21 protein-coding genes are annotated in these 21,344 nt (G+C 65.9%); 5 read left to right on the top strand and 16 right to left on the bottom strand.

What is annotated here, in order from left to right:
- Positions 1-52 precede the first annotated feature (52 nt).
- The 3 genes from VFJ08_RS10175 to VFJ08_RS10165 all read right to left on the bottom strand — a co-directional run bounded on the left by VFJ08_RS10175 (position 53) and on the right by VFJ08_RS10165 (position 4,416).
- Positions 53-2,362 carry a DNA internalization-related competence protein ComEC/Rec2 gene (locus tag VFJ08_RS10175; protein ID WP_324997096.1) on the bottom strand — a complete coding sequence of 770 codons (2,310 nt, stop codon included), beginning with the start codon at positions 2,360-2,362 and terminating at the stop codon, positions 53-55.
- A gap of 100 nt (positions 2,363-2,462) precedes the next feature.
- Positions 2,463-3,173 (bottom strand): ABC transporter ATP-binding protein, encoded by a 711-nt coding sequence (locus VFJ08_RS10170; RefSeq protein ID WP_324997095.1) that lies wholly within the window; start codon positions 3,171-3,173, stop codon positions 2,463-2,465.
- Positions 3,166-4,416 carry a lipoprotein-releasing ABC transporter permease subunit gene (locus VFJ08_RS10165; protein WP_324997094.1) on the bottom strand — a complete coding sequence of 417 codons (1,251 nt, stop codon included), beginning with the start codon at positions 4,414-4,416 and terminating at the stop codon, positions 3,166-3,168. Before VFJ08_RS10165 ends, VFJ08_RS10170 begins: the two co-directional genes overlap by 8 nt.
- Positions 4,417-4,641: 225 nt before the next feature.
- Between VFJ08_RS10165 and VFJ08_RS10160 the strand changes: the two genes are divergently transcribed.
- The 5 genes from VFJ08_RS10160 (at position 4,642) to VFJ08_RS10140 (ending at position 10,825) form a co-directional block, all read left to right on the top strand.
- Positions 4,642-5,061 (top strand): hypothetical protein, encoded by a 420-nt coding sequence (locus tag VFJ08_RS10160; RefSeq protein WP_324997093.1) that lies wholly within the window; start codon positions 4,642-4,644, stop codon positions 5,059-5,061.
- Positions 5,058-6,104, top strand: a complete 1,047-nt coding sequence (locus VFJ08_RS10155) for an agmatine deiminase family protein (RefSeq protein WP_324997092.1) — start codon at positions 5,058-5,060, stop codon at positions 6,102-6,104. Before VFJ08_RS10160 ends, VFJ08_RS10155 begins: the two co-directional genes overlap by 4 nt.
- The gene (locus VFJ08_RS10150) at positions 6,097-6,978 is read left to right on the top strand and encodes a carbon-nitrogen hydrolase (RefSeq protein ID WP_324997091.1); all 882 of its coding nucleotides are present in this window, start codon (positions 6,097-6,099) and stop codon (positions 6,976-6,978) included. The genes VFJ08_RS10155 and VFJ08_RS10150 overlap by 8 nt, the downstream gene beginning before the upstream one ends.
- Before the next feature lie 47 nt (positions 6,979-7,025).
- Positions 7,026-10,529: a transcription-repair coupling factor gene (gene mfd / locus VFJ08_RS10145; RefSeq protein ID WP_324997090.1), complete on the top strand. Its 3,504-nt coding sequence runs from the start codon at positions 7,026-7,028 to the stop codon at positions 10,527-10,529.
- Positions 10,530-10,591: 62 nt separating this feature from the next.
- Positions 10,592-10,825, top strand: coding sequence for a hypothetical protein (locus tag VFJ08_RS10140; protein ID WP_324997089.1), 234 nt, complete (start codon positions 10,592-10,594; stop codon positions 10,823-10,825).
- 319 nt (positions 10,826-11,144) lie between these two features.
- On the opposite strand, the gene VFJ08_RS10135 is transcribed toward VFJ08_RS10140, so the two are convergent.
- The 13 genes from VFJ08_RS10135 to VFJ08_RS10075 form a co-directional block, all read right to left on the bottom strand.
- Positions 11,145-11,894, bottom strand: a complete 750-nt coding sequence (locus VFJ08_RS10135) for an S-methyl-5'-thioinosine phosphorylase (RefSeq protein ID WP_324997088.1) — start codon at positions 11,892-11,894, stop codon at positions 11,145-11,147.
- Positions 11,891-12,469, bottom strand: a complete 579-nt coding sequence (locus VFJ08_RS10130) for a hypoxanthine-guanine phosphoribosyltransferase (protein ID WP_324997087.1) — start codon at positions 12,467-12,469, stop codon at positions 11,891-11,893. The genes VFJ08_RS10135 and VFJ08_RS10130 overlap by 4 nt, the downstream gene beginning before the upstream one ends.
- A 151-nt stretch (positions 12,470-12,620) precedes the next feature.
- The gene (nagZ, locus tag VFJ08_RS10125; protein WP_324997086.1) at positions 12,621-13,673 is read right to left on the bottom strand and encodes a beta-N-acetylhexosaminidase; all 1,053 of its coding nucleotides are present in this window, start codon (positions 13,671-13,673) and stop codon (positions 12,621-12,623) included.
- Positions 13,670-14,149 carry a CYTH domain-containing protein gene (locus tag VFJ08_RS10120; RefSeq protein WP_324997085.1) on the bottom strand — a complete coding sequence of 160 codons (480 nt, stop codon included), beginning with the start codon at positions 14,147-14,149 and terminating at the stop codon, positions 13,670-13,672. The genes nagZ and VFJ08_RS10120 overlap by 4 nt, the downstream gene beginning before the upstream one ends.
- Positions 14,149-15,489: a 23S rRNA (uracil(1939)-C(5))-methyltransferase RlmD gene (rlmD, locus tag VFJ08_RS10115; RefSeq protein ID WP_324997084.1), complete on the bottom strand. Its 1,341-nt coding sequence runs from the start codon at positions 15,487-15,489 to the stop codon at positions 14,149-14,151. Before rlmD ends, VFJ08_RS10120 begins: the two co-directional genes overlap by 1 nt.
- Positions 15,486-16,127 (bottom strand): hypothetical protein, encoded by a 642-nt coding sequence (locus VFJ08_RS10110; RefSeq protein WP_324997083.1) that lies wholly within the window; start codon positions 16,125-16,127, stop codon positions 15,486-15,488. Before VFJ08_RS10110 ends, rlmD begins: the two co-directional genes overlap by 4 nt.
- Positions 16,124-17,020, bottom strand: coding sequence for a cysteine synthase CysM (gene cysM / locus VFJ08_RS10105; RefSeq protein WP_324997082.1), 897 nt, complete (start codon positions 17,018-17,020; stop codon positions 16,124-16,126). Before cysM ends, VFJ08_RS10110 begins: the two co-directional genes overlap by 4 nt.
- A 108-nt stretch (positions 17,021-17,128) precedes the next feature.
- Positions 17,129-17,563 (bottom strand): lipocalin-like domain-containing protein, encoded by a 435-nt coding sequence (locus VFJ08_RS10100; protein WP_324997081.1) that lies wholly within the window; start codon positions 17,561-17,563, stop codon positions 17,129-17,131.
- A gap of 93 nt (positions 17,564-17,656) precedes the next feature.
- Complete coding sequence (locus VFJ08_RS10095) at positions 17,657-18,421, bottom strand: SDR family oxidoreductase (RefSeq protein WP_324997080.1); 765 nt, start codon at positions 18,419-18,421, stop codon at positions 17,657-17,659.
- A 243-nt stretch (positions 18,422-18,664) separates the two neighbouring features.
- Complete coding sequence (locus VFJ08_RS10090; RefSeq protein ID WP_324997079.1) at positions 18,665-18,853, bottom strand: alpha-ketoglutarate-dependent dioxygenase AlkB; 189 nt, start codon at positions 18,851-18,853, stop codon at positions 18,665-18,667.
- On the bottom strand, positions 18,822-19,070 hold the full coding sequence (locus tag VFJ08_RS10085; RefSeq protein ID WP_324997078.1) for an Ada metal-binding domain-containing protein: 249 nt from the start codon (positions 19,068-19,070) through the stop codon (positions 18,822-18,824). Before VFJ08_RS10085 ends, VFJ08_RS10090 begins: the two co-directional genes overlap by 32 nt.
- 103 nt (positions 19,071-19,173) lie before the next feature.
- The gene (locus tag VFJ08_RS10080) at positions 19,174-19,791 is read right to left on the bottom strand and encodes a trimeric intracellular cation channel family protein (RefSeq protein ID WP_324997077.1); all 618 of its coding nucleotides are present in this window, start codon (positions 19,789-19,791) and stop codon (positions 19,174-19,176) included.
- 71 nt (positions 19,792-19,862) lie between these two features.
- The gene (locus VFJ08_RS10075; protein WP_324997076.1) at positions 19,863-21,143 is read right to left on the bottom strand and encodes a M20 family metallopeptidase; all 1,281 of its coding nucleotides are present in this window, start codon (positions 21,141-21,143) and stop codon (positions 19,863-19,865) included.
- Between the last annotated feature and the right edge of the window lie 201 nt (positions 21,144-21,344).

Here is a 21,344-nt window from a genome sequence, read left to right as displayed (position 1 = left end):
CGAACTGCTCGCCATGACCAACGCGCATGATAATCATGCGTCTGATCCGCGGCTACCCGCTACCCGGCCGCGGCTGTTGCCAGAAGCGACGGTACCGGTAACGCCAGCGCACCACGCGTGGATCGTGCGGCGATGGCCAGGCGACCTGCAGCGCGCCTCCGGTCGCGGTGTCGAACAGCGCAATCCCGCGCGCGCGGTAGCGCTCGACGACCACCGGGCGCGGAAAGTTCCAGCGGTTGTGCCATCCCGCCGACACCAGCGCGACTCGGGGCGCCACCGTATCGAGCAGCGCCGCCGACGACGAGGTGGCGCTGCCGTGATGTGGCACCACGAGCACATCGCTGGCCAACGCCGCGCCCATGCGTGCCACCAGCTCGCGTTCGCCCGGCGCCTCGATGTCGCCGGTGAGCAGCGCGCTGGCGCGCGCAGAATGAATACGCAGCACGCATGAATGTTGGTTGCTCTCGGTTGCCGTGGCGGCCCGTTTGGCCGTGGGATACACCAGATCGAAAGTCACGCCGTCCCAGCGCCAATGCTGACCGGCGCGGCATGGATCGTCACTCCGGGCGCCTTGCCGATGAACCACGTCGGCCTTGTCCATGATGGCGGCGGCGCCACCGATATGGTCCATATCGCCGTGGCTGATCAGGAGTCGGTCGACGCGGGTGCGCCCGACTGCGCGCAGATACGGCACCACGATCATGGCGCCGGCGTCGAATCCCGTGCGGTAGGCCGGCCCGGCGTCGAACACCAGCGTGTGATGCGCGGTGCGCACCACGCTCGCCAGGCCTTGGCCGACATCGAGCACGGTCAGCCGGAAGCGCCCGGGGGCAATAACCTGCCCCGGCGGCCGCCAGCCGATCAACGCGGGCAGGACCAGCATCGCTCCGAGCGCACGAATACGCCATGGCATCGGCAGCGCGGCGAGCCCAAGACCGGCGACCGCCAGCAGCAGAGCGATTGGCCCCGGCAGCACATGATGAAACGCGGCCAGCGGCCAACGCGCGGCCCATTCCAGGCCGGGCCAGGCCGCGCCGAGCAGCGCCGTAATATGACCGAGCAACCAGCCGCCGGCGCCGCTCGGCGCGATGATCGCGGCGACCACGCCGAACAGCACCGCCGGCACGACGACACCGGCCGCCGGAATGAGCAGCGCATTGATCAGCGGCGCGGCCAGCGAGGCCTGGCCGAAGAACCAGAGCGTGAGCGGCATGAGAACGATCACCAGCCCGATCTGAAAATACAGCGCCTTCATCCACCACGGCCCGCGCGCCAGCGTGGCGATCCAGATCAGCCAGCCCACGGCCGTGAACGACAGCCAGAACCCGGGCGCAATCACCGCCGCCGGATGCCAGGCGACCACCGCCAACGCCGCCCAGGCCAGGGCGCGTCCGGCGCCGATTTCCCGTTCGACGACGATCGCGATAAAAAACGCCGCGGCCATGATCACCGCGCGCTGGGTCGGCACCGCCCAGCCGGCGAGCGCGGCGTAGGCCAGCGCGCCCGCCATGGCCGCCACGGCGGCAATCCGCCGGGCGTTGCGCGCCCAGGGCGAACGCAGCGCCAGCCACTTTGCGATCGCGAACAACAATCCGGCGATCAGGCCGATGTGCAGGCCGGAGATCGCCACCAGATGCGTGGTGCCGGTGGCGCGCAGCGTCGACCACTGCGCATCGGTGATGTGTTGGCGCACGCCCAGCGACAACGCCTCGATCAGACCGCGCATCGGCCGCTGGTCGAGTATCGGCGCCAGACGCTGCATCGCCTGGTAACGCAGCCGGTCGACGCTCCAGCGCGGCGGCGCACGGCAGGGGCTGGAATCGCGTACGTAGCCGGTGGCGTCGATGCCCTGGCGCCAGAGCCAGGCGGTATAGTCGAAGCCCCCGGGGTTGGCCGAGCCGTGCGGCGTCGAGAGCTTGGCCTTGATGTGCAGACAGTCGCCGGGCACAAGCCGCGGCGCATCGCTATACCAGGACAGCCGCAACCGGCGCGCCGGCTCAATGGTTTGCATCGGGTCGGTCTGTACCTGGAACCGCGTGCGATAGCGGCCGACCTCCGACAAACCGACCACGTGACCGGTCAGCGACACGATCTCGCCGTCGGCCGCCGCCGGCAGCCGATCGGCCATCTGATGCCGCGCCTGAATCAGGCTCCAAGCCGTCAGCATGCACGTCAACGCCAATAGCGCGCGACCCGGGAAGCGCAGCAGACAAAGCGCAAGCGGGGCGAGCAGCCAAGCGGGGCTCGGCAGGCTGGGGCATTGATAGACCGCGGCCACGGCCGCCACCGCGACGGCCGCGATCAGCCGGATATCGTCGAGCACCGCGAACGCCGGCATCGCGCCGGCCGACCGATGGCCCATCATTTCCCCCCAAGCCGCGGCCGATCGGGCGGCCGCTCTCCCCGAATCAGAGACTAGAGCTTGGCGAGGTTTTGCGCCACCGCGCGCCCGGACTCGGGAGTCAGGTCAGATCGGTGAGCGCCGCCGGCGCGAGCCGGCCGTCGGTCAGGCTCCAGATTTGGTCCATGCGCTGTGCGAGCTGGCGATCGTGGGTGACCATTACCAGGCTGGTGCCCAAATCGGCGTTCAACCCGAGCATGAGATCGAACACGCTCGCCGCGGTGCGATGATCGAGATTGCCGGTCGGCTCGTCGGCCAGAATGCAGGCCGGCCGCGTGACCAGCGCCCGGGCCACCGCCGCGCGCTGGCGCTCGCCGCCGGACAGTTCCGTCGGCTTGTGTTCGAGCCGCGCGCCGAGGCCGACCTTTTCCAGCAGTTCGCGGGCGCGCTTCAGCGCCGGGCCGTTGGGACCGCGCCGAATCAGCAGCGGCATGGCCACGTTTTCGATCGTGGTCAGCTCGGGCAACAGATGATGGAACTGATAGATGAAACCGAGCTTTTCGTTACGCAGCCGGCCGCGGGCGGCGTCCGATAGGTGGGTCATGTCCTGGCCGGCGATATGCACCGTGCCTTTGCTGGGCATATCCAACCCGCCGAGCAAATGCAGTAGGGTGGATTTGCCGGAGCCCGAAGCCCCGATCACCGCGATTCGCGCCCCGCTCGGCACATCCAGATCGACGTCTTCGAGCACCGTGACCGGTTCCCGGACCTCGGTAAATGTCTTGGTCAGCCGCTTCGACGACAGCACCAGTTCCGTTGGCTCATCACTCATAGCGCAGGGCCTCCGCCGGCTGCACGCGCGCCGCGCGCCAGGCCGGGTACAGCGTCGACAGGAACGACAGCAACAGCGACAGCCCCGAGATGCGGATCACGTCGGCCTCGTGCAGCTCGCCCTTGAGCTGGCTGATGTAGTAGACATCGGCCGACAGCAGATCGGTATGCAGCACCTTTTCCACGAACGGCACGATGTTTTCCATATTGATCGAAAGCAGCACGCCGAGGATCACGCCGATCACCGTGCCGATCACGCCGATCAGCATGCCTTGGATCATGAAGATCGCCATCACCGACTTCGGCTTCATGCCCAGCGTGCGCAGGATCGCGATATCGCCCAGCTTGTCGGTGACCACCATCACCAGCATGGACACGATATTGAACGCCGCCACCGCGATGATCAGACTCAAGATGATGAACATCATCGTCTTCTCGGTGGCGATCGCGTGGAAAAAGTTCGCGTTCTGCTCGGTCCAGTCGGTCACGCGGTAACGATAAGGCAGCGACTGCGACAGCTGATACGAGACCTGCGGCGCCTTGAACAAGTTTTTGAGCCGTAGCCGCAGTCCGGTCACGCCGTCGCCCATGTGATAGAGCGTCTCGGCGTCCTGCATCGAGATCAGGACCATGCCGTTGTCGTACTCGTACATGCCGACGGAGAAGATGCCCGACACATGAAAACGCCGGAAGCGCGGCACGATGCCCGCCGGCGTGACATTGGCCTCGGGGATCAGCAGATCGACGTCGTCGCCGATGCCGACACCGAGCCGGCGCGCCAGATCCACGCCCAGCACCATGTTGTACGTGCCGCCCTGCAGCGAATCGAACGAACCCGCGACCATATGGCTGGCCACGTCCGATACATGCTTCTCGCGCGCCGGTACCACGCCGCGCAGCAACACGCCCGAAATCGCGCGGCCGCTGCGCACCATGCCCTGGCCGGAGACATAGGGCGCCGAGGCCATCACCTGCGGTATCTTCCGGTCGACCTGCTTGCGCAGATCCTGCCAGCCTTGCAACGCGCCGTCGGTCGCCTGAATCTCGACGTGCGCCGCCATGCCCAGGATGCGATTGCGCAGTTCCGATTGGAACCCGTTCATCACCGACAGCACCGTGATCAGCAGCATCACGGCCAGCGCGATCCCGCCCATCGATATCGACGAGATGAACGATATAAAATGATTGCGCCGCTTGGCGCGCGTGTAGCGCAGGCCGAGCGCCAGTTCGAGCGGTCTAAACATGGCCGCGCATTAAATCACACAGACGACGATCGGCACAGCAACGCATCGCGTGCTCCAGTAGTAACAGGAGGGTGTTTACAAAACGTAGCGAGCGCAGTCAGTTCGAGCACGCCCGGAGCGCAGGAAGCGCAGCGTATAAATAATACGTGAGCATTTCGAGCACCGGACGGGCTCGAAATGGCAAGCGCAGTAGTTTTGCAAACACCCTCTAAGCGAGATATGAATATGCGGCTAAGAGCGCATCAAACACGATTGGTTCACGGCGCCGCGCTCTTGTTCGTGGTCAACGCCGCGGGCGCCGGAACGCTCCACGCCGCCGACTATGCCAGCGGAAGCTACGGCGCCACGAACATACCGGATGCCAGCGCGCGATCGGCCGCACCGGCGAAACCGCCGGTTACGCGCACGCCGATAACCCCAAGCATCGACGCCGGACCGCATCGGGGCGAGACCATGGCCGTGGTACGCGCCCGCTACGGCGCGCCGCGCTCGACCCGCGGCCCGGTCGGCCAGCCGCCGATCACGCGCTGGAATTACGATCGCTACCATGTTTATTTCGAAGGCGATCGCGTGGTTCACACCGTCGTGCCGGCCGATCCGGAACCGCTTTATCACGTCGATGACCTCGACCGAACCCGCCCATGAGCGAGCGCTGTCTGCCGCCCGAATGGGCGCGTCAGAGCGCTACCCTGCTGGTCTGGCCGCGGGCCGACGGCGACTGGGGCGAGGGGCTGACCGCGGCACGCGATAGCGTTCAGGCCATGGCCGCCGCGCTGGCCCGGTTTCAGCGCGTGCTCGTGGTCGCCCCGGACGACGAAGCCGCCACCGACATCGCGACACGTCAGCGGGCCGAAACTCTGCCGGGCACGCGGTTGGAGACACTTCAACTGCCCGCCGACGATATCTGGGCACGGGATACCGGCCCAATCACGATGCAAGAAGCGGGCCGTCGCGTGTTCGTGGATTTTCGCTTCGACGGCTGGGGCGGCCGCTTCGACGCGGCCGCCGACGACGCGCTCACCTTGGCCCTGTACGAAACCGGCCGGCTGGGCGCGGGCGACTACCGGCGCAGCGCGACGGTACTGGAAGCCGGCAGCATCGAATCCAACGGCCAAGGCGCGCTCTTGACCACCGAGCGCTGTCTGATCGGCGCCGGCCGGCGCAACCCGGGTTTCGAGCGTGGCCACGCCGAGACGCTGCTGGCCGACACGCTCGGCGCGAACATCGTGCACTGGCTCACCCGCGGCGATCTCATCGGCGACGACACCGACGGCCATATCGATACGCTCGCGCGCTTCGTCGCCCCCGACACCATCGCTTACCAGGGCTGCAGCGACCCGCGCGACGCGCACCACGGCGAACTGGCGGCCATGGCCGGCGAGCTGGCCGCGCTGCGCGATGCCTACGGCGCGCCCTACAAGCTGATTCAACTGCCGCTGGCCGCACCGCAATACGATCGGCACGACGGCCACCGACTGCCGGCCGGCTATGCCAACTTCCTGATCGCCAACGGCTGTGTGCTGGTGCCGGCGTTCGACGATCCGGCGGACGCCGAGGCCGCCGCGATCATCGGCCGCTGTTTTCCCGATCGCGAAATCATTTCCATCGACAGCCGCGCATTGATCCGCCAGCACGGCGGGCTGCATTGTGCGGCGATGCAAATTCCTCATGACCGGCCCCATGACTGATACCTCTATTCTTACCATCGCCGTCGCCCAGTACGCCTGCGCCGACAACGCCGAAACCAATCTGGCCACCGCCGAGCGCTATATCGCCGAGGCCGGCGCGGCCGGCGCGCGCCTCGTGCTGCTGCCGGAGCTGCACAACACGCCTTATTTTTGCCGGCGTGAGGACCCGGCGATGTTCGACTACGCGGAGCCCGTCCCCGGCCCGTCGAGCCGGCGGCTGGCGGCCGCGGCGAAAAACGCCGGCGTGGTGGTCGTGGCCTCGCTGTTCGAGCGGCGCGCGGCCGGCATTTATCACAACACCGCGGTCGTGCTCGACAGCGACGGAAGTCTCGCCGGGCGCTATCGCAAAATGCATATTCCGGACGACCCGGCGTACTACGAAAAATACTATTTCACGCCCGGCGACCTCGGCTTCACGCCGATCGATACGCAGGTCGGGCGGCTGGGCGTGCTGGTGTGCTGGGATCAGTGGTATCCCGAGGCCGCGCGCTTGATGGCGCTGGCCGGCGCCGAGCTGCTGATCTACCCATCCGCCATTGGCTGGGACGATGCCGACGACGACGCCGAACAGGCGCGCCAGTTGGCCGCCTGGCAGGGCGTACAGCGCGGGCATGCGATCGCCAATCACCTGCCGGTCGTCACCTCGAACCGGGTTGGCGTCGAGGGCGGCCCAAACGCCGAAATCCGGTTCTGGGGCCACAGCTTCGTGTTCGGGCCGCAAGGCGAAACGCTGGCCGAGGCCGGCACGGACGGCGCGCTTGTCACCGCCGAACTCGATCTGCATCGCAGCGAGACCCTGCGGCGTATCTGGCCGTTCTTCCGCGATCGGCGGATCGATGCGTTCGGCGAACTGACGCGGCGTTTTCGCGACTGAACCGGCTCGTCGCCGCCGGCTCTCTGTGCAATAATCCGCGCCCTCTCATGGCAGTCAGCACGCCCCACATCACCGCTCCGAGTCCCCTCGCCCCGCCGCCGCTCGTGCCCGGTAGCGCCGCGCGCTGGACCGGCCTGGCCGGCGCGGCCACCGCGCTCGCGTTGGTTTCGGCCGCGGCCGCGCGCGACGGGCTGACCGTGGCCGTGGTCGCCGACGAGCACCGCGCCTATCGGCTCGAAGAGGAACTGCAGTTCTTCGCGCCGGACGATCTGCCGGTTCATCATTTCCCCGACTGGGAAACGCTGCCCTACGACGTATTCTCGCCGCATGCGGATATCATCTCGCAGCGGCTGTTGCTATTGCTGCGGCTGCCGTCGATGGGGCGCGGTATCCTGATCGTCGCCGCGGACACGCTGCTCCAGCCGCTGCCGCCGCACGCTTTCGTCGATGGGCGGGCAATGGCGTTCACGCTCGGCGAGCGCCTGGATTTCCACGCTCTGCGCGAGCGTCTGCAGGCCGCCGGTTATGCCGCGGTTTCGGAAGTGCGCACGCACGGCGAATTCGCGATTCGCGGCGCGGTCATGGATTTGTACCCGACCGGTTCCGATCGGCCCTACCGGCTCGATTTGTTCGACGACGAGATCGAGACCATCCGCGCTTTCGATCCCGAAACCCAGCGCTCGACCGAGAAAATCGACTCGATCCGGCTGTTGCCGGCCCGCGAATTCCCGCTCGACGCCGAGGCGATCAAGTCGTTCCGGCAGCGCTATCGCCAACGCTTCGACGGCGACCCGGGCGCCAGCCTCATTTATCGCGATGTCTCCAGAGGTGTGCCGCCGGGTGGCATCGAATCTTATCTGGCGTTGTTCTTCGACGAGATCGCCGCGCTGACCGACTATCTGCCCGCCGACGCGGCGCTGGTCGAGCTCGGCGACGTGCACAGCGCGCTGAACACCGCCTGGGGCGCGATCGTGGATCGTTATGAGCAGCGCGGGGTGAATCCCGAGCGCCCGATCCTGGCGCCCGACGAAGCGTTCGTGACGCGGCAGACGCTGAAATCGGCCTTCGACGGCCTCACCGGCGCGCGCATCGTCGATAGCTATACCGGCGATACGGGCGGCGCGGTGTTTGCCGCGGCGCCGGCGCCGCCGCTCGCCGGCGCGGATGTCGCCGCCACCGGGCGGGCGTTGCGCGAATTCTTCGATTCCTTCGATGGGCGCATCCTGATCACCGGCGACTCGGCCGGCCGTCGCGAGGCGCTGCGCGACTGGCTGACCCAGCTCGGGCTGGCGCCCGCGCGGGCCGCGGGCTGGCGCGAGTTCGCCGATGGCAACAAGCGCATCGCGGTCACCGCCGCGACGCTGGAAGCCGGTTGTCTGCTGACGGCCGATCATTTGGCGATCATCGCCGAGAGCCAACTCACCGGCGCACGACCGCCGGCCAAGACGCGCCGGCGAGCGCCGGTGCGCGATCCCGAAACCGCGATCCGCGAGCTGACCGATCTGGCGCCCGGCGCGCCGGTGGTGCATCAAGACAACGGCGTCGGCCGCTATCAGGGCTTGATCAAGCTTGCGGCCGGCGGCATCGAGAACGAATTCGTCACCATCGAATACGCTGGCGGCGATCTGCTGTACGTGCCGGTGGCCTCGCTACATTTGGTGCATCGCTTCACCGGCGGCGATGCCGAGACCGCGCCGTTGCATCGGCTCGGCAACGATCGCTGGTCCAAGGCGCGCAAGAAAGCCGCGCAGCAAGCGCGCGATACCGCCGCCGATCTGCTCGAAATCCAGGCCAAGCGTGAATCCGCCCAAGGCGTGGCGATGCAACCGGACGAGGCCGATTACGCGAAGTTCTCGGCCGCCTTCCCGTTCGAGGAAACGCCCGATCAGCAGCGCGCCATTAACGAGGTCATGGCCGATCTGTCACGCGCGACGCCGATGGACCGGGTGGTCTGCGGCGACGTCGGCTTCGGCAAGACCGAGGTCGCGCTCAGATCCGCGTTCGTGGCCGTGTCGTCCGGGTATCAGGTGGCCGTGCTGGTGCCGACCACTCTGCTCGCCCAGCAACATTATCAGAGCTTCGCCGACCGCTTTGCCGACTGGCCGGTCAGAATCGGCGCGCTGTCGCGCATGCGCACGGCCAAGCAGCGCGACACGCTGCTCACCGAAATGGCCGCGGGCTCGCTGGATATCGTGATCGGCACGCATCGACTGCTGGCCCGCGACATCCGCTTCAAGAAGCTCGGCCTGTTGATCGTCGACGAGGAGCATCGCTTCGGCGTACGCCACAAGGAGCGGATCAAGAGCCTGCGCGCCCAGGTCGATCTGCTCACGCTGACCGCCACACCGATCCCGCGCACGCTCAATATGAGCCTGTCCGGCCTGCGCGATCTGTCGATCATCGCCACCCCGCCCGAATCGCGGCTGGCGATCGAGACGTTCGTGTCGAAATACGACGGCGTCATGATCCAGGAAGCCGCGCGCCGTGAGATGCGCCGCGGCGGCCAAATCTATTACGTGCACAACAAGGTCGCCGACATCGACCGCAAGGCGCGCGATTTGGCCGAATTGCTGCCCGAGGCCCGCATCCGGATCGCCCACGGGCAGATGCACGAGCGCGAACTCGAACAGGTGATGCTCGATTTCTATCATCGCCGCTTCGATATCCTGCTCTGCACCACGATTGTGGAATCGGGCATCGACGTGCCGAGCGCGAACACCATCATCATCGACCGCGCCGACACCTTCGGTTTGGCCCAGCTGCATCAGCTTAGAGGCCGCGTCGGGCGCTCACATCATCGGGCCTATGCCTACCTGCTCACGCCCGAGGATTCGGCCGTGATGACGAGGGACGCCGAAAAGCGGCTCGACGCCCTGGCCTCGCTGCACGATCTGGGCGCCGGCTTCGCGCTGGCCACTCACGATCTGGAGATCCGCGGCGCCGGCGAACTGCTCGGCGAAGGCCAGTCCGGCCAGATTTCCGAGATCGGCTTCGATCTGTACCGTCAGATGCTCGATCGCGCCGTGGCCGCCTACAAGCGCGGCGAAGTGCCGGACGCCGATGCCGACGAGTTGATGGGCGCTACCGAGGTGGAACTCGGCGTGGCCGCCCTTCTGCCCGAGAATTACATCCCCGACGTGCACATGCGGCTGGTGCTCTACAAGCGCATCAGCGCGGCGAGAAGCGGCAAGGCGTTGCGTGCGCTCAAGGTCGAACTCATCGACCGTTTCGGTCTGCTGCCCGGGCCGGCCGAGAATCTGTTCGCGGTCACCGGCCTCAAGCTGCAGGCCGCGCCGCTGACATTGGCCAAGCTCGAAGCCGGACCGGATGTCGGACGACTGCATTTCGGCAAGTCGAGCAAGATCGACCCGGCCACGCTGATCGCGCTGGTCCAGGCCGATGCCCAAGCCTATCGGCTGGAGGGCGATTCCAGGCTCGTGTTCTTCCGCGATATGCCGGATATCGCGACCCGTATCGAGCGCGTAGCCGAACTGCTGGAGAAATTGGGTGCGCCGCCGATTGACGACGCGACAGAGGCCATTACCGGCTGAGATCTTGCCGGCTGCCGCGATCGATACTATTGTTGAAATATTCAACAATGCCGGAGTCAGTCGTGAGCACGGTCAATTTCTCGGTGCCCGAGGATGTCAAGGAAGCCTTTAACCGTACGTTCGAAGGCCAGAACAAGAGTGCGATCGTTGCGGATCCGATGCGAGAGGCGATCGACCGCGCGAACCGCAAGGCACGCGCCCGGGACGCCTTCGAAGCGCTGACGGCAAGACGGCATCTGCGACCATCGGCGAGTGACGAGGACATCCGTCGAATCCGCGACGCGATGCGCGATTGAGCTACACGATCGATGCGAGCGTCGTCGTCAAATGGTTGTTATACCAACCTGCAAAAGCAATGACCTACCGGCCAAAACAGTCCGCAAATAAACGCAAATGCGCGCGAATAAGACGCGCTTATGCGCTTTCCTCGCTTGCATTCGCGTTTATTAGCGTTCATTTGCGGACGAATTCTGGCTTCATGAAGATCGATCAATCTTTATGAGGGTTGGTATTAGCTCTCCCATTTGGTCGACTGCACGGTTTCATACCGCGCGGTCGAAAGATATTTGATTTGCGGGCGATTTTCTTTTTATATGCCTTGGTGTTTCCCGAAAGTCAGATCGTCGGAACGACCGATTCCAGCAATCGCTCGATATCGATCATGCCGCGGGTCAGTGTCGCCTTGATTTCGGCGTGGATCGCGATTCCGCCGGTGCGGCCGGCGGCCTTGTTCACGACCACCGCCGCACAGGCGTAGGACAGGCCGGCTTCGCGGGCCAACGCGGCTTCCGGCATGCCAGTCATGCCGACGATGTCGCAGCCGTCGCGTTCCATGCGGTCGATTTCGGCCGCGGTTTCCAGTCGCGGGCCCTGGGTTACGCCGTGCACCGCCGCGTCGGCCGGTTCGAAATCCAGAGCGGTCGCCGCGTCGATCAACGCCTGTCGAAGCGCGGGCGTATACGGATCGGTGAAGTCGATGTGATCGAGTTCGCCGCCCTCCGGATCGTCGTAGAAGGTATGCGCCCGCCCCCAGCTATAGTCGACGACCTGATGCGGGATCACGATACGCCCCGGCGTCATCGTCTCGCTGATGCCGCCGACCGCGGCGATCGCGATCACTTGCCGGCAACCGGCATCGGCCAGCGCGCGGATATTGGCGCGATAGTTGATCGCATGCGGTGAGATCCGGTGGTCGCGGCCGTGCCGCATCACGAAGCAGACTTCGCGTCCGGCGAAACGGCCGCGCACCAGCGGGCCCGAGGGTGCGCCGTAGGCCGTCTCCGGCCACGCCGGCTCGTCCTGTTGGGTGACGCCGGCCAGTTCGGCCAGCGCTGTGCCGCCGATGATGCCGATCGGCGCCGTCACGTCGATTCGTGTTCGCGGCCGATCGCCCAGACCCCGGGCAGTTGCCGGAAATAGCCCTTATAGTCCATGCCCGAGCCGAAGACATAGCGATCCTCGACGGTGCAGCCCACGTAGTCGGCCTTGAGCCCGGGCGCACGGCGGTCGTGGTCCTTGAGCAGCAGCATCGCCGTGCGCACGGACGCCGCCCCCTGGCCGCGGATCGAGTCGAGAATCGCGGCCAGCGTGTGCCCCTCGTCGATGATGTCGTCCACGATCAGCACATGCCGGTCGGCCAGCCGCAGACCCGGGCTGACCTTCCACACCAACGCGCCGCCGGCGGTTTCACCGCGATAGCGCGTGGCATGCAGATAGTCGAGTTCGAAGGGAAAGGCCAGCCGTTTGCCGAGTTCGGCCGTGGCCTGCAGTCCGCCCAGCATGACGCACACCACCACCGGGTCGAGCGCGGCCAGATCGGCGGTGACCTCGGCGGCCATCCGGTCGTAGGCGGCGTCGATTTCGGCCTTGCTGATTAGGCAATCGGCGCCTGCATAGACGGCCTTGGCTTCTTCGTAGCGCTGTCGGTCGAAACCGCTCATGATCTCCCCTGATTTGTTGTTCACCGGCGTCGTCCGGGCCTACTTGGCCTTGATCGTTGGCGATGTCGTGTTACGCATCGGATTGTACCTTTTCGACATCGATCCATCGCCATGCCTCATCGTTGTCGGCCTTCCTGTTCGACTCGAACCATCATGCGGCGCTCATCAGCTGCGCGGCGATCTCGCGCGCGGCGCGCAGACGCCCAGGGTCGGACTCGGCCGGGTCGGGCTCAGCATGACGGCGCGACCGATCAAGCCGATCGCCCAGCGCCGCTCGGCGTTCACGGCCTGCATCCGGCGCGCCGTCGGCCACGATGCGGCGGGCCACCAGGGCCGCCTCCCGATCGTTGCATACCGGCAGGTAGTCGCAACCGGCGGCCAGCGCGCCGCGCGTGCGCTGGGCATAATCGCCGAGCGCGGCCGCGCCGCCCATGCTCAGGTCGTCGCAGAACACACAGCCGTCGAAGCCGAGTTCGCCGCGTAAAATCCCATCGATCCAGCGCGACGAGAGGCTGGCCGGGCGCTCGTCGACCGCGGTGAACCGCACGTGCGCCATCATCACCGAGGCGATGCCCTGATCGATCAATGCGGCGAACGGCGCCCAGTCGCGCTCGAGTTCGCCTCGCGGCCGGTCGTCGACCGGCAGTTCGGCGTGGGAATCGGCGGCGACATAGCCGTGGCCGGGAAAATGCTTGGCCGTGGCCGCACTGCCCGCCTCGGCGAGCCCCCGCGCATAAATTGCGGCCAAGTCGGCGACCGCGTCCGCGGTTTCGGCGAGCGCACGGCTGCCGATGACATCCGATACGCCGTAGTCGAGGTCGGCGACCGGCGCCAGCGGCATGTCGACGCCGGCCGAGCGCAGCTCCGAGGCCGCCAGCCAGGCCAGTTCGCGGGCCGCCGCGCGCGCAGCCTCCGGGTCTTCAAGATACGCGCGGCCAAGCGCCCGCATCGGCGGGATCGGGGTAAAACCGTCTCGGAAACGCTGTACCCGGCCGCCCTCGTAATCGGCGACGATCAGCAAGTTGGGGCGCACCGCGCGCATCGCCGCCGTCAGAGCGCCCAGCTGCCGTCGGTCCGTGTAGTTGCGCGTGAACAGGATCGCGCCGCCGACGGCCGGATCGGCCAGCAGGCGGCAATCGTCGTCGGTCAGCGACTTGCCCTCGACATCGATCAGCAACGGGCCGGGCGCCGCGGCCGCGCTCATCGATCGTCGCCCCACCGGCTGTACGGAGAAAACGCCAACGCGTGGTTGTAGTAGCGCACGTCGTCGGTGATCTCGTCGCCGAGCCAGGCGGGCCGCTCGAAGCGGGCCGCCGGGTCGTCGAGCTCGATTTCGGCGACCACCAGCGGCGCGTTGGCGCCGGCGAATTCATCGATTTCCCAGGTGTGCCCGGCATGATCCAACCAGTGGCGAACCTTCTCGACCGGCGGCGTGAGGGTAAGACGGTCCAGAATCTCGCGCGCCTCGGCCATCGGGATCGCGTATTCGTACTCGGCGCGCGACGTACCCACCTGGGCGGCCTTGATGTTGAGATTCGCGGCGTCGCCTTCGATGCGCACGCGCACCGAGGCGCGGCCCGATTCGTTGAGATAGCCCTGCGCGAAATGCCGGCTGGCATGGGCCGCCCCGCGCCAACCGTCGTCGTCGACGAGGAACTTGCGTTCGATCTCAAGTGCCATCAGGAGCCTCGGCTCGGTTTTTCGAAAACCGCCATCGATTCGATGTGCGCGGTATGCGGGAACATATCCATCACGCCGGCCGCGGCCAGACGATAACCGTGCCGTCCGACCAGCGTGGCCGCGTCGCGCGCCAGGGTCGCCGGGTGACAGGAACAGTAGACGATACGCGACGCGCCGGTGGCGGCCACATGGCCGAGAACTTCGGCCGCGCCCGAGCGCGGCGGGTCGAGCAGTACCTTGTCGGCCTTGTCCGGCTGCCAGGCCGGGCGCGGCGCCGGCTCGAACAGATTGTCGACGTGGGCGCTCACGTTGGTCGCGCCGTTGCGCGCCGCGTTCTCCCGCGCGCGCTGAACCAGCCCGGCCTCGCCTTCGACCGTGACGACCTCGCCGGCGGTGCGCGCCAGCGGCACGGAGAAATTGCCCAGCCCCGAAAACAACTCCAGCACCGTCTCCCCGGGCTGCAGATCCAGATGCGCGAGCGCGACATCGACCATCTTGCGGTTGATCTCGCCGTGGATCTGCACGAAATCGTTCGGTTCGAAGTACAGGCGCGCCCCAAAGGCCGGCAAATCATAGTACAGCGGCTCGGGGGCGCCGGTCAGCGGCGTGATGGTGGTTTCGTTGCCGGGCTGAAGATAAAGCACGAAACCGGTCGCGCGAGCGTATTCGGCCAGCCGCTCGCGATCGGCCGGGCTCGGCTGATCGAGCACACGAAAGACGAGCGCCACGTGATTGTCGCCGGCCGCGACCTCGATCTGCGGGATCGCGCTGCGGATCGACAGGTCGTCGATCAGGCGCCCGAGTTCGGTCAGCCGGTCGCCGACGTCGGCCACCAGCACCTCACAGCGCGACAATTGGGCGATAAACGGCGCGCCGCGTTCGCGAAATCCGACCAGCGTGCCGCCTTTTTTCGGCACGTGCTTCACCCCGAGCCGCGCCCGGCGGCGATAGCCCCAGCGCGCGCCGGTCAGCGGCTCGAGCATGCGCTCCGGGGCGACGCCGCCCACCCGTTCGAGCGTTTGTACGAGCTGACGCTGCTTGAATTCCACCTGTGCCGCGGGCGAGGCATGCTGCAGGACACAGCCGCCGCAAATACCGAAATGAGCGCAGCGCGGCGTCGTCCGATCGGCCGAGGCCGAGAACAGCGTGGCCATCTCGGCCTGTTCGTAGTCGCGCTTGACCTTGACCGGCCGGTAAAGCGCCTGTTCGCCGGGCAGCGTGTCGGCGACGAAGATGGCCTTGCCCTGGACGTGCCCGACGCCGCGGCCGTTACTGGCCAGATCGGTGATATCGACGACGCCGCGCTCGGGTGGCTTTTTGCGCTTAAGCCGACGGCTCATGCGCTGTTCTCGAACCGGATTTCGGACAGCCGCGCCTCGCGCTTGGCGCGCTCGCCGGCATCGATGCAACCGGTCACGTACTGCCAGCGCAGCCAGAGCCGATAGCGCGCGATCGCGCGTGCGACCGTATCCGGCGCGCCCCGGGTCGTATCCAGCCCGGCCATCAGTTGCAGACACGCCAATTCGACTTCGTCGGCCGGCGCCGGATGGCCGGCGGGCGCGGGCGCGGCGCGCTCGGCCAGAGCGCGGGCGCGCGCCGCGGCAAACGCCGCAGGCAAAACGCGCGCGTGCGCCAGCGCCCGGGCAGCCAACAGCGCGCGTGCGGCACCGTCCCAATCGACCAAATCGACCGCGCCGGCCGGCCAAGCCGCGAACAGCGCCTCCAGCCGTTCGGGCTCGGTCGCCGCCGCCGGGCCGACCAGACGCGGCCCGGCAGCCCCGTCGTCGATCACGGCGGCCAACGCGTCGATGCAGCGCAGATGGCCGGGCAGATCGGCCCGGCCCCAGCGCTGCATATGAACCTGTCCGAGCGCCCGGGCCACGCCGGCATCGTCCAGCTCACCGTAATCGGCCAGCCGGCGCGCGGCGGCCGCATCCAGTACGGTATGCGCGACCAGAACGACCGTGGCGGTCGTCACGGCTTGTCGTAAACGCCGGTCGAGAGGTAACGATCGCCGCGATCACAGATGATCATGGCGATAGTGGCGTGCTCCACCTCGGCGGCGACCGTGAGCGCGGCGAACACACTACCGCCCGACGACGGGCCGGCGAAGATGCCTTCCTCGCGCGCCAGCCGTTTCATCGTGGTCTCGGCGTCGGCCTGCTCGACATCGATAATACGATCCACGCGCCGGGGCTCATAGATTTCCGGCAGATACGCTTGCGGCCAGCGCCGAATACCGGGAATCTTGGACTCGCCGGCCGGCTGCACGCCGATGATCTGAATATCGGGATTGACTTCCTTGAGGTAGCGCGAGCAGCCCATGATCGTACCGGTGGTGCCCATGGTGGCCACGAAATGGGTGATCCGGCCGTTGGTGGCGTCCCAGATTTCCGGCCCGGTGGTTTCGTAGTGCGCACGCGGATTGTCCGGATTGGCGAACTGGTCGAGCAGATAGCCTTCGCCGTCGTCGTGCATCTGCCGGGCCCGATCGCGCGCGCCTTCCATGCCCTCGGCTTCGGATATCGGGACGATCTCGGCGCCGTAGGCGCGCATCGAGGCCCGGCGTTCCTCGCTCATGTTCTCGGGCATGAGCAGGCGCATCCGGTAGCCTTCCATGGCCGCGACCATCGCCAGCGCGATGCCGGTGTTGCCGCTGGTGGCTTCGATCAGGGTATCGCCCGGCCTGATCTCGCCGCGCTCAGCGGCGCGCCGGATCATGGAATACGCCGGGCGGTCCTTGACCGAACCGGCCGGATTGTTGCCTTCGAGCTTGGCGAGCACGACGTTGTCGGTCTCGCCCGGCATGCGCTGCAGGCGGGTCAGCGGGGTGTTGCCGACGAAGTTCTGGAGTGTGGGATAGCTTTTCATAGCGCCATTCTAGCAGCGCCCCAGCGGCGCGTTAATGGCCGTTAATGCGATTGAAAAATAAAGACGTGTAGGGTCTCGTCTCCTTGTCGGACATCCAGCGGGCGATCGTCAACTACTTGCCTTGGCGCGGCGCCATTCCAGATAAGACATCACCTCTTGTCCGCCTGACATAATCGATTCTGCGCTGCTCAGGTGGAGCACGTTGCCTTCGAGCGACACGATGCGCTGCTGCGTCTGCCCCGTCCAGTTCGGAAACAGCGAGACATGCATGGAATGGAACAGTGCCTGTTTGTCCTCGTCGACATAGTAGGCGCCGGAATAGGCGATGTAGGTCGATGCTTCTTGCCGATATTCGTCGGTCGTGCCATCGAACCAGTCGCCGGAGGCGAACGGGGCCCTATCGGGCGCCATCAACTGGGCCGACATGTAACCGTCGGGCGTGTAAAGAATCAGTCCCTTGGGATTTTCGCCCAGCGGATAGGTGGTCGGAGAACCATCGACCGGTTTCTCAACGTACGACGCCAGTTTCCAGGCGCCGATCAACTGCTCGCGAAGCGTTTTTACTCATGGCCTTCTGCCTGTTCGATTGGAAATAGCAAGAATTGCGACAGGGAGCGAATTGCCCGGCCAAGGGTTTTAGTTGCTCTGTAGATCGCCATCGATGGGCAGTATTTGGCCGGAAATCGATTGAGCCGCGTCGGAGGCGAGAAACACCGCCAGCGCGCCGATATTCGCCGGATCGACGAAGTGCTTGAGCGACTGCTTGGCCAACGCGTCCTCGGTCGCTTGTTCCAGTGTCTCGTGTGCCTGCTCGGCGCGGCCTTCAAGCACGTGGTGTATGCGTTCACCTTTGACCGCGCCCGGCGCAATTGCGTTGACGCGAATGTCATACTCGCCCAGCTCCATGGCCAGCGTCTTGGTCAGACCCAGCAGGCCCCACTTGGTCGCGCAGTACGGGCTGCGATTGGGATAGCCAAAACGCCCGGCGGCCGACGACATATTGATGATGACGCCCGCAGCGGATTGCTTGAGATGGGGAATAGCCCGCTGCGTCGTGTAGAACGTGCCGTTGAGGTTAATTTGGACCACCTGTTCCCATTGCTCGAGCGGGAGGTCTTCGGCGGCCAGGGTCGGGCCGGATATGCCGGCGTTGTTGACCAGCACATCCAAACCGCCCAATGCCTCGGTGCCGGCCTGGATCATGCCGGCGATGGCCTCCGGCTGAGACATGTCGCACTCGGCGATATGGACACCGGGCAACTCGTCGCGTACTCGCGCGAGCGCCTCCATATCGATATCGCAGATAAAAACCTGCGCGCCTGCAGCATGAAACGCTTCAGCAATGGCGTGCCCGATGCCCGAGGCCGCCGCCGTGATCAATACCCGTTGCGGCTGATTCATGATGAAAATTTCCTCTTGGGCAGGTTGTTCACATTCTTCCTATCGAGAATGAGCAGATGAAACCACCTTACTCAAGCGAATTTCATCGTGAACAATACGGATGAACCCTGTCCCTCGCTGGGCATGCACAAGCCAGTGAAACCACACGCCCAGAATCTTTTACGAGTCCGAAATCGCCTAATGCAAGGCTTGCCGCCCAGCATCCGTCGCCGCGCGCCTTTCGCGCACCGCCTCGGACAAGCCCTAAGGCCCGGCCTTGCGCAGTGTCAGGTTGATGCGATGCGATCCGGCGAAGGCGTGATCCGCCGCTTTGAGCGGCGCGATGCCGTGATAACGCAGGCGCGCCGGGCCGCCCCAGACCACGACATCGCCGTGGGTGATCGGGATGCGTAGCGGCCGATCACCGCGCCTCCAGCCGCCGAACAGGAACACGGCCGGCGCGCTCGGCGGCCTCGCGCGTTGCGTAAAACGCGACGTTCTCGCGCTTAGGCGCGCGGGAGGAGCAGCTCGGCCGGCAATACACGCCGGTCGTTTTGACTGCGTAGAAGAAATCGCCGTCGGCGGCGGCATCGTTTGCCGTGACCGCCTGCCAGCGCTGGTTATCACGTTTGGCGCTCGGCATCTTAACGGACTCTTGTAGTTCGATCATGACGGCTTTCCTTACGATGTCCTGATGTTGGACAGGTTAGAGCCGGATCAAGGCCGTCGCATTTATTGCTGCGTTAATCATTCGGCATGACCGATCCCACGACTCACGTGTCCGGCGGCCGCGCCGTGGGTAAATGCCAGCCGTAACGGAAAGCCATCACCCGTAAGGCAAAGCACAGCAACCCGCCGACAATCGTGGTGATCAACGCCGGAATACCGAGCACATGGCCGATCACCACCACGGCCGCGCCGGCCAGTCCGGCCAAGGCATAGATATCGGCGCGCAATACATTCGGTATCTGGATCGTCAGCAGGTCGCGCAGCATGCCGCCGCCGACCCCGGTCAACATGCCGAGCAATGCCGCCATCAGCGGGTTGAGGCCATAGACCAGCGCTTTTTCGGCGCCCGAGACCGCGAAGAACGCTAAACCTGCGGCATCGAACCACATCACCGGGTAGCTGAACCGGTCGACGATCCGGTACCACACATAAGTGATCGATCCGGCCAGCACTGAAACGCCGAGATAGGGCCAGTGCGCGATAGCCGCCGGCGGTACCGCGCCGATCAGCAGATCACGCGTGATACCGCCGACGTTACCCGCGGCAAACGACAGCACCAGCACACCGAAGATATCGAGCCGATGCTTGACCGCGGCGATCGCCCCGCTGATCGCGAACACGAACGTGCCTCCGAGATCAAGCAGCAGCAACAATAAATCCACCCTATATCATCCTCGGAATCCCGCGCCTGTATCGGGCGAATCTTTTTCCTATTCTGACGCGATTCAGCCCACTATAGCCGCACGCTGTACGCCGCCAGCCAGGGCCGCGTGGCGACCACCATCGCCTCGACCCCGGCTTCCAATGTCGGGTGGATCACCGGCAGGAAACCCGCGTTGTGATTGGTTGGAATTTCATTGATGCGATCTTCCGCTCTGGCTTTCTCATAAATGTCGGGGTCGGTGCCGCCGACAAACCAGAATACGGCGGGTACGTGCCACTCGGCGCCGAACGACCCGAAGTCTTCGCTCGCCGGCGCCGGCCCCGTCTCATGGACGCGATCGGCGGAAAAATGCGCACGAAACGACTCCACCACGCGCTGGCTCGCCTCTTCGTCGTTAACCACCAGATTGTAACGATCCAGCGGCGTGATCTCCGGGGCCCTGGGCGCGCCCGAGGCCGCGGCCTCGGCGTTGACGATCCGCTCGATGGCGGCGAGCACGCGCTTGCGCACGGCCTCGTCGAAGGTGCGCACATTGAGCTTGATGACGGCCTCGTCGGGGATGACGTTTTCCTTGCTACCGGCGGTCAGCGCGCCGACGGTCACCACGGCCGATTCGACGGCCGCGACCTCGCGGGAGACGATGGTCTGCAGCCGCAGCACCGTGGCCGCCGCCATGACCACGGGATCGATACTGGCCTGGGGCATCGAGCCGTGGCCGCCGCGCCCGAACAGCCGAATCTCCAGGCTGTCGGCGGCCGCGGTAATCACCCCGGTACGGCCGCCGATGGCGCCCGCCGGGCCGACCATCACGTGCTGGCCCAGCACGACATCGGGCTGGAGAAAGCGGTCGAACAAGCCATCGTCGATCATGGCCTGGGCGCCTTCCGCGGTTTCCTCGGCCGGCTGGAAGACGGCCATGACGGTGCCCTGCCAGGCATCGCGAGCCTGCGCGAACAGCGTGGCCGCCCCGACCAGCCACGCCACGTGCATGTCATGGCCGCAGGCGTGCATGACCGGCACGGTGTTGCCCTCGCCGTCGGTGGCCGTGACTTCGCTGGCATAGGCGACGCCGGTCGCCTCCCGGACCGGCAGCGCATCCATGTCGGCGCGCAGCATGACCGTCGGCCCGTCGCCGTTACGCAGCAGGCCGACGACGCCGGTCTTGCCGATGCTGGTGGTCACCTCATAACCGGCCGCGCGCAGCCGCTCGGCCGCCAGATCGGCGGTCCGGGTTTCCTGCATGGACAGCTCCGGGTGCGCGTGTATATTGGTATAGAGCTTTTCCAGGTCCGGGAGCAGGTCGTGGAGATTCGCCAGTATCGGGTCGGAAAAGTCCAGCTGTTTGTTCATGGGCTTACTCCTTTACGCCAAGACAACAGGTTTTATTCTTTGTCTCTAGCACCCCGAAAACGCCTGATATGGATTGACCTGTCAACTACGACTTGTGACTGATTCATGATTTGTGTGCTGCAGCATGCCCTTGGAACAGAACACGGACGGCTGATGCGACGGTAGATCACTCTGATATACGTGGATTGGGTACCGACCTGA

The organism is Salinisphaera sp. (genome assembly GCF_035690525.1).
GTDB lineage: Bacteria > Pseudomonadota > Gammaproteobacteria > Nevskiales > Salinisphaeraceae > Salinisphaera.
Note: the sequence above shows the minus strand (reverse complement) of the source record. Positions and strands in the feature narration are given on the sequence as shown.

Coding starts and splice junctions, on each gene's coding strand:
- VFJ08_RS10160 (WP_324997093.1), top strand. CDS start 4,642: ATGCGGCTAAGAGCGCATCAAACACGATTGGTTCACGGCGCCGCGCTC.
- VFJ08_RS10130 (WP_324997087.1), bottom strand. CDS start 12,469: ATGAGCGGTTTCGACCGACAGCGCTACGAAGAAGCCAAGGCCGTCTAT.
- nagZ (WP_324997086.1), bottom strand. CDS start 13,673: ATGAGCGCGGCCGCGGCGCCCGGCCCGTTGCTGATCGATGTCGAGGGC.
- VFJ08_RS10170 (WP_324997095.1), bottom strand. CDS start 3,173: ATGAGTGATGAGCCAACGGAACTGGTGCTGTCGTCGAAGCGGCTGACC.
- VFJ08_RS10120 (WP_324997085.1), bottom strand. CDS start 14,149: ATGGCACTTGAGATCGAACGCAAGTTCCTCGTCGACGACGACGGTTGG.
- VFJ08_RS10085 (WP_324997078.1), bottom strand. CDS start 19,070: ATGATCGAACTACAAGAGTCCGTTAAGATGCCGAGCGCCAAACGTGAT.
- VFJ08_RS10095 (WP_324997080.1), bottom strand. CDS start 18,421: ATGAATCAGCCGCAACGGGTATTGATCACGGCGGCGGCCTCGGGCATC.
- VFJ08_RS10175 (WP_324997096.1), bottom strand. CDS start 2,362: ATGGGCCATCGGTCGGCCGGCGCGATGCCGGCGTTCGCGGTGCTCGAC.
- cysM (WP_324997082.1), bottom strand. CDS start 17,020: ATGAAAAGCTATCCCACACTCCAGAACTTCGTCGGCAACACCCCGCTG.
- VFJ08_RS10150 (WP_324997091.1), top strand. CDS start 6,097: ATGACTGATACCTCTATTCTTACCATCGCCGTCGCCCAGTACGCCTGC.
- VFJ08_RS10155 (WP_324997092.1), top strand. CDS start 5,058: ATGAGCGAGCGCTGTCTGCCGCCCGAATGGGCGCGTCAGAGCGCTACC.
- rlmD (WP_324997084.1), bottom strand. CDS start 15,489: ATGAGCCGTCGGCTTAAGCGCAAAAAGCCACCCGAGCGCGGCGTCGTC.
- VFJ08_RS10075 (WP_324997076.1), bottom strand. CDS start 21,143: ATGAACAAACAGCTGGACTTTTCCGACCCGATACTGGCGAATCTCCAC.
- mfd (WP_324997090.1), top strand. CDS start 7,026: ATGGCAGTCAGCACGCCCCACATCACCGCTCCGAGTCCCCTCGCCCCG.
- VFJ08_RS10165 (WP_324997094.1), bottom strand. CDS start 4,416: ATGTTTAGACCGCTCGAACTGGCGCTCGGCCTGCGCTACACGCGCGCC.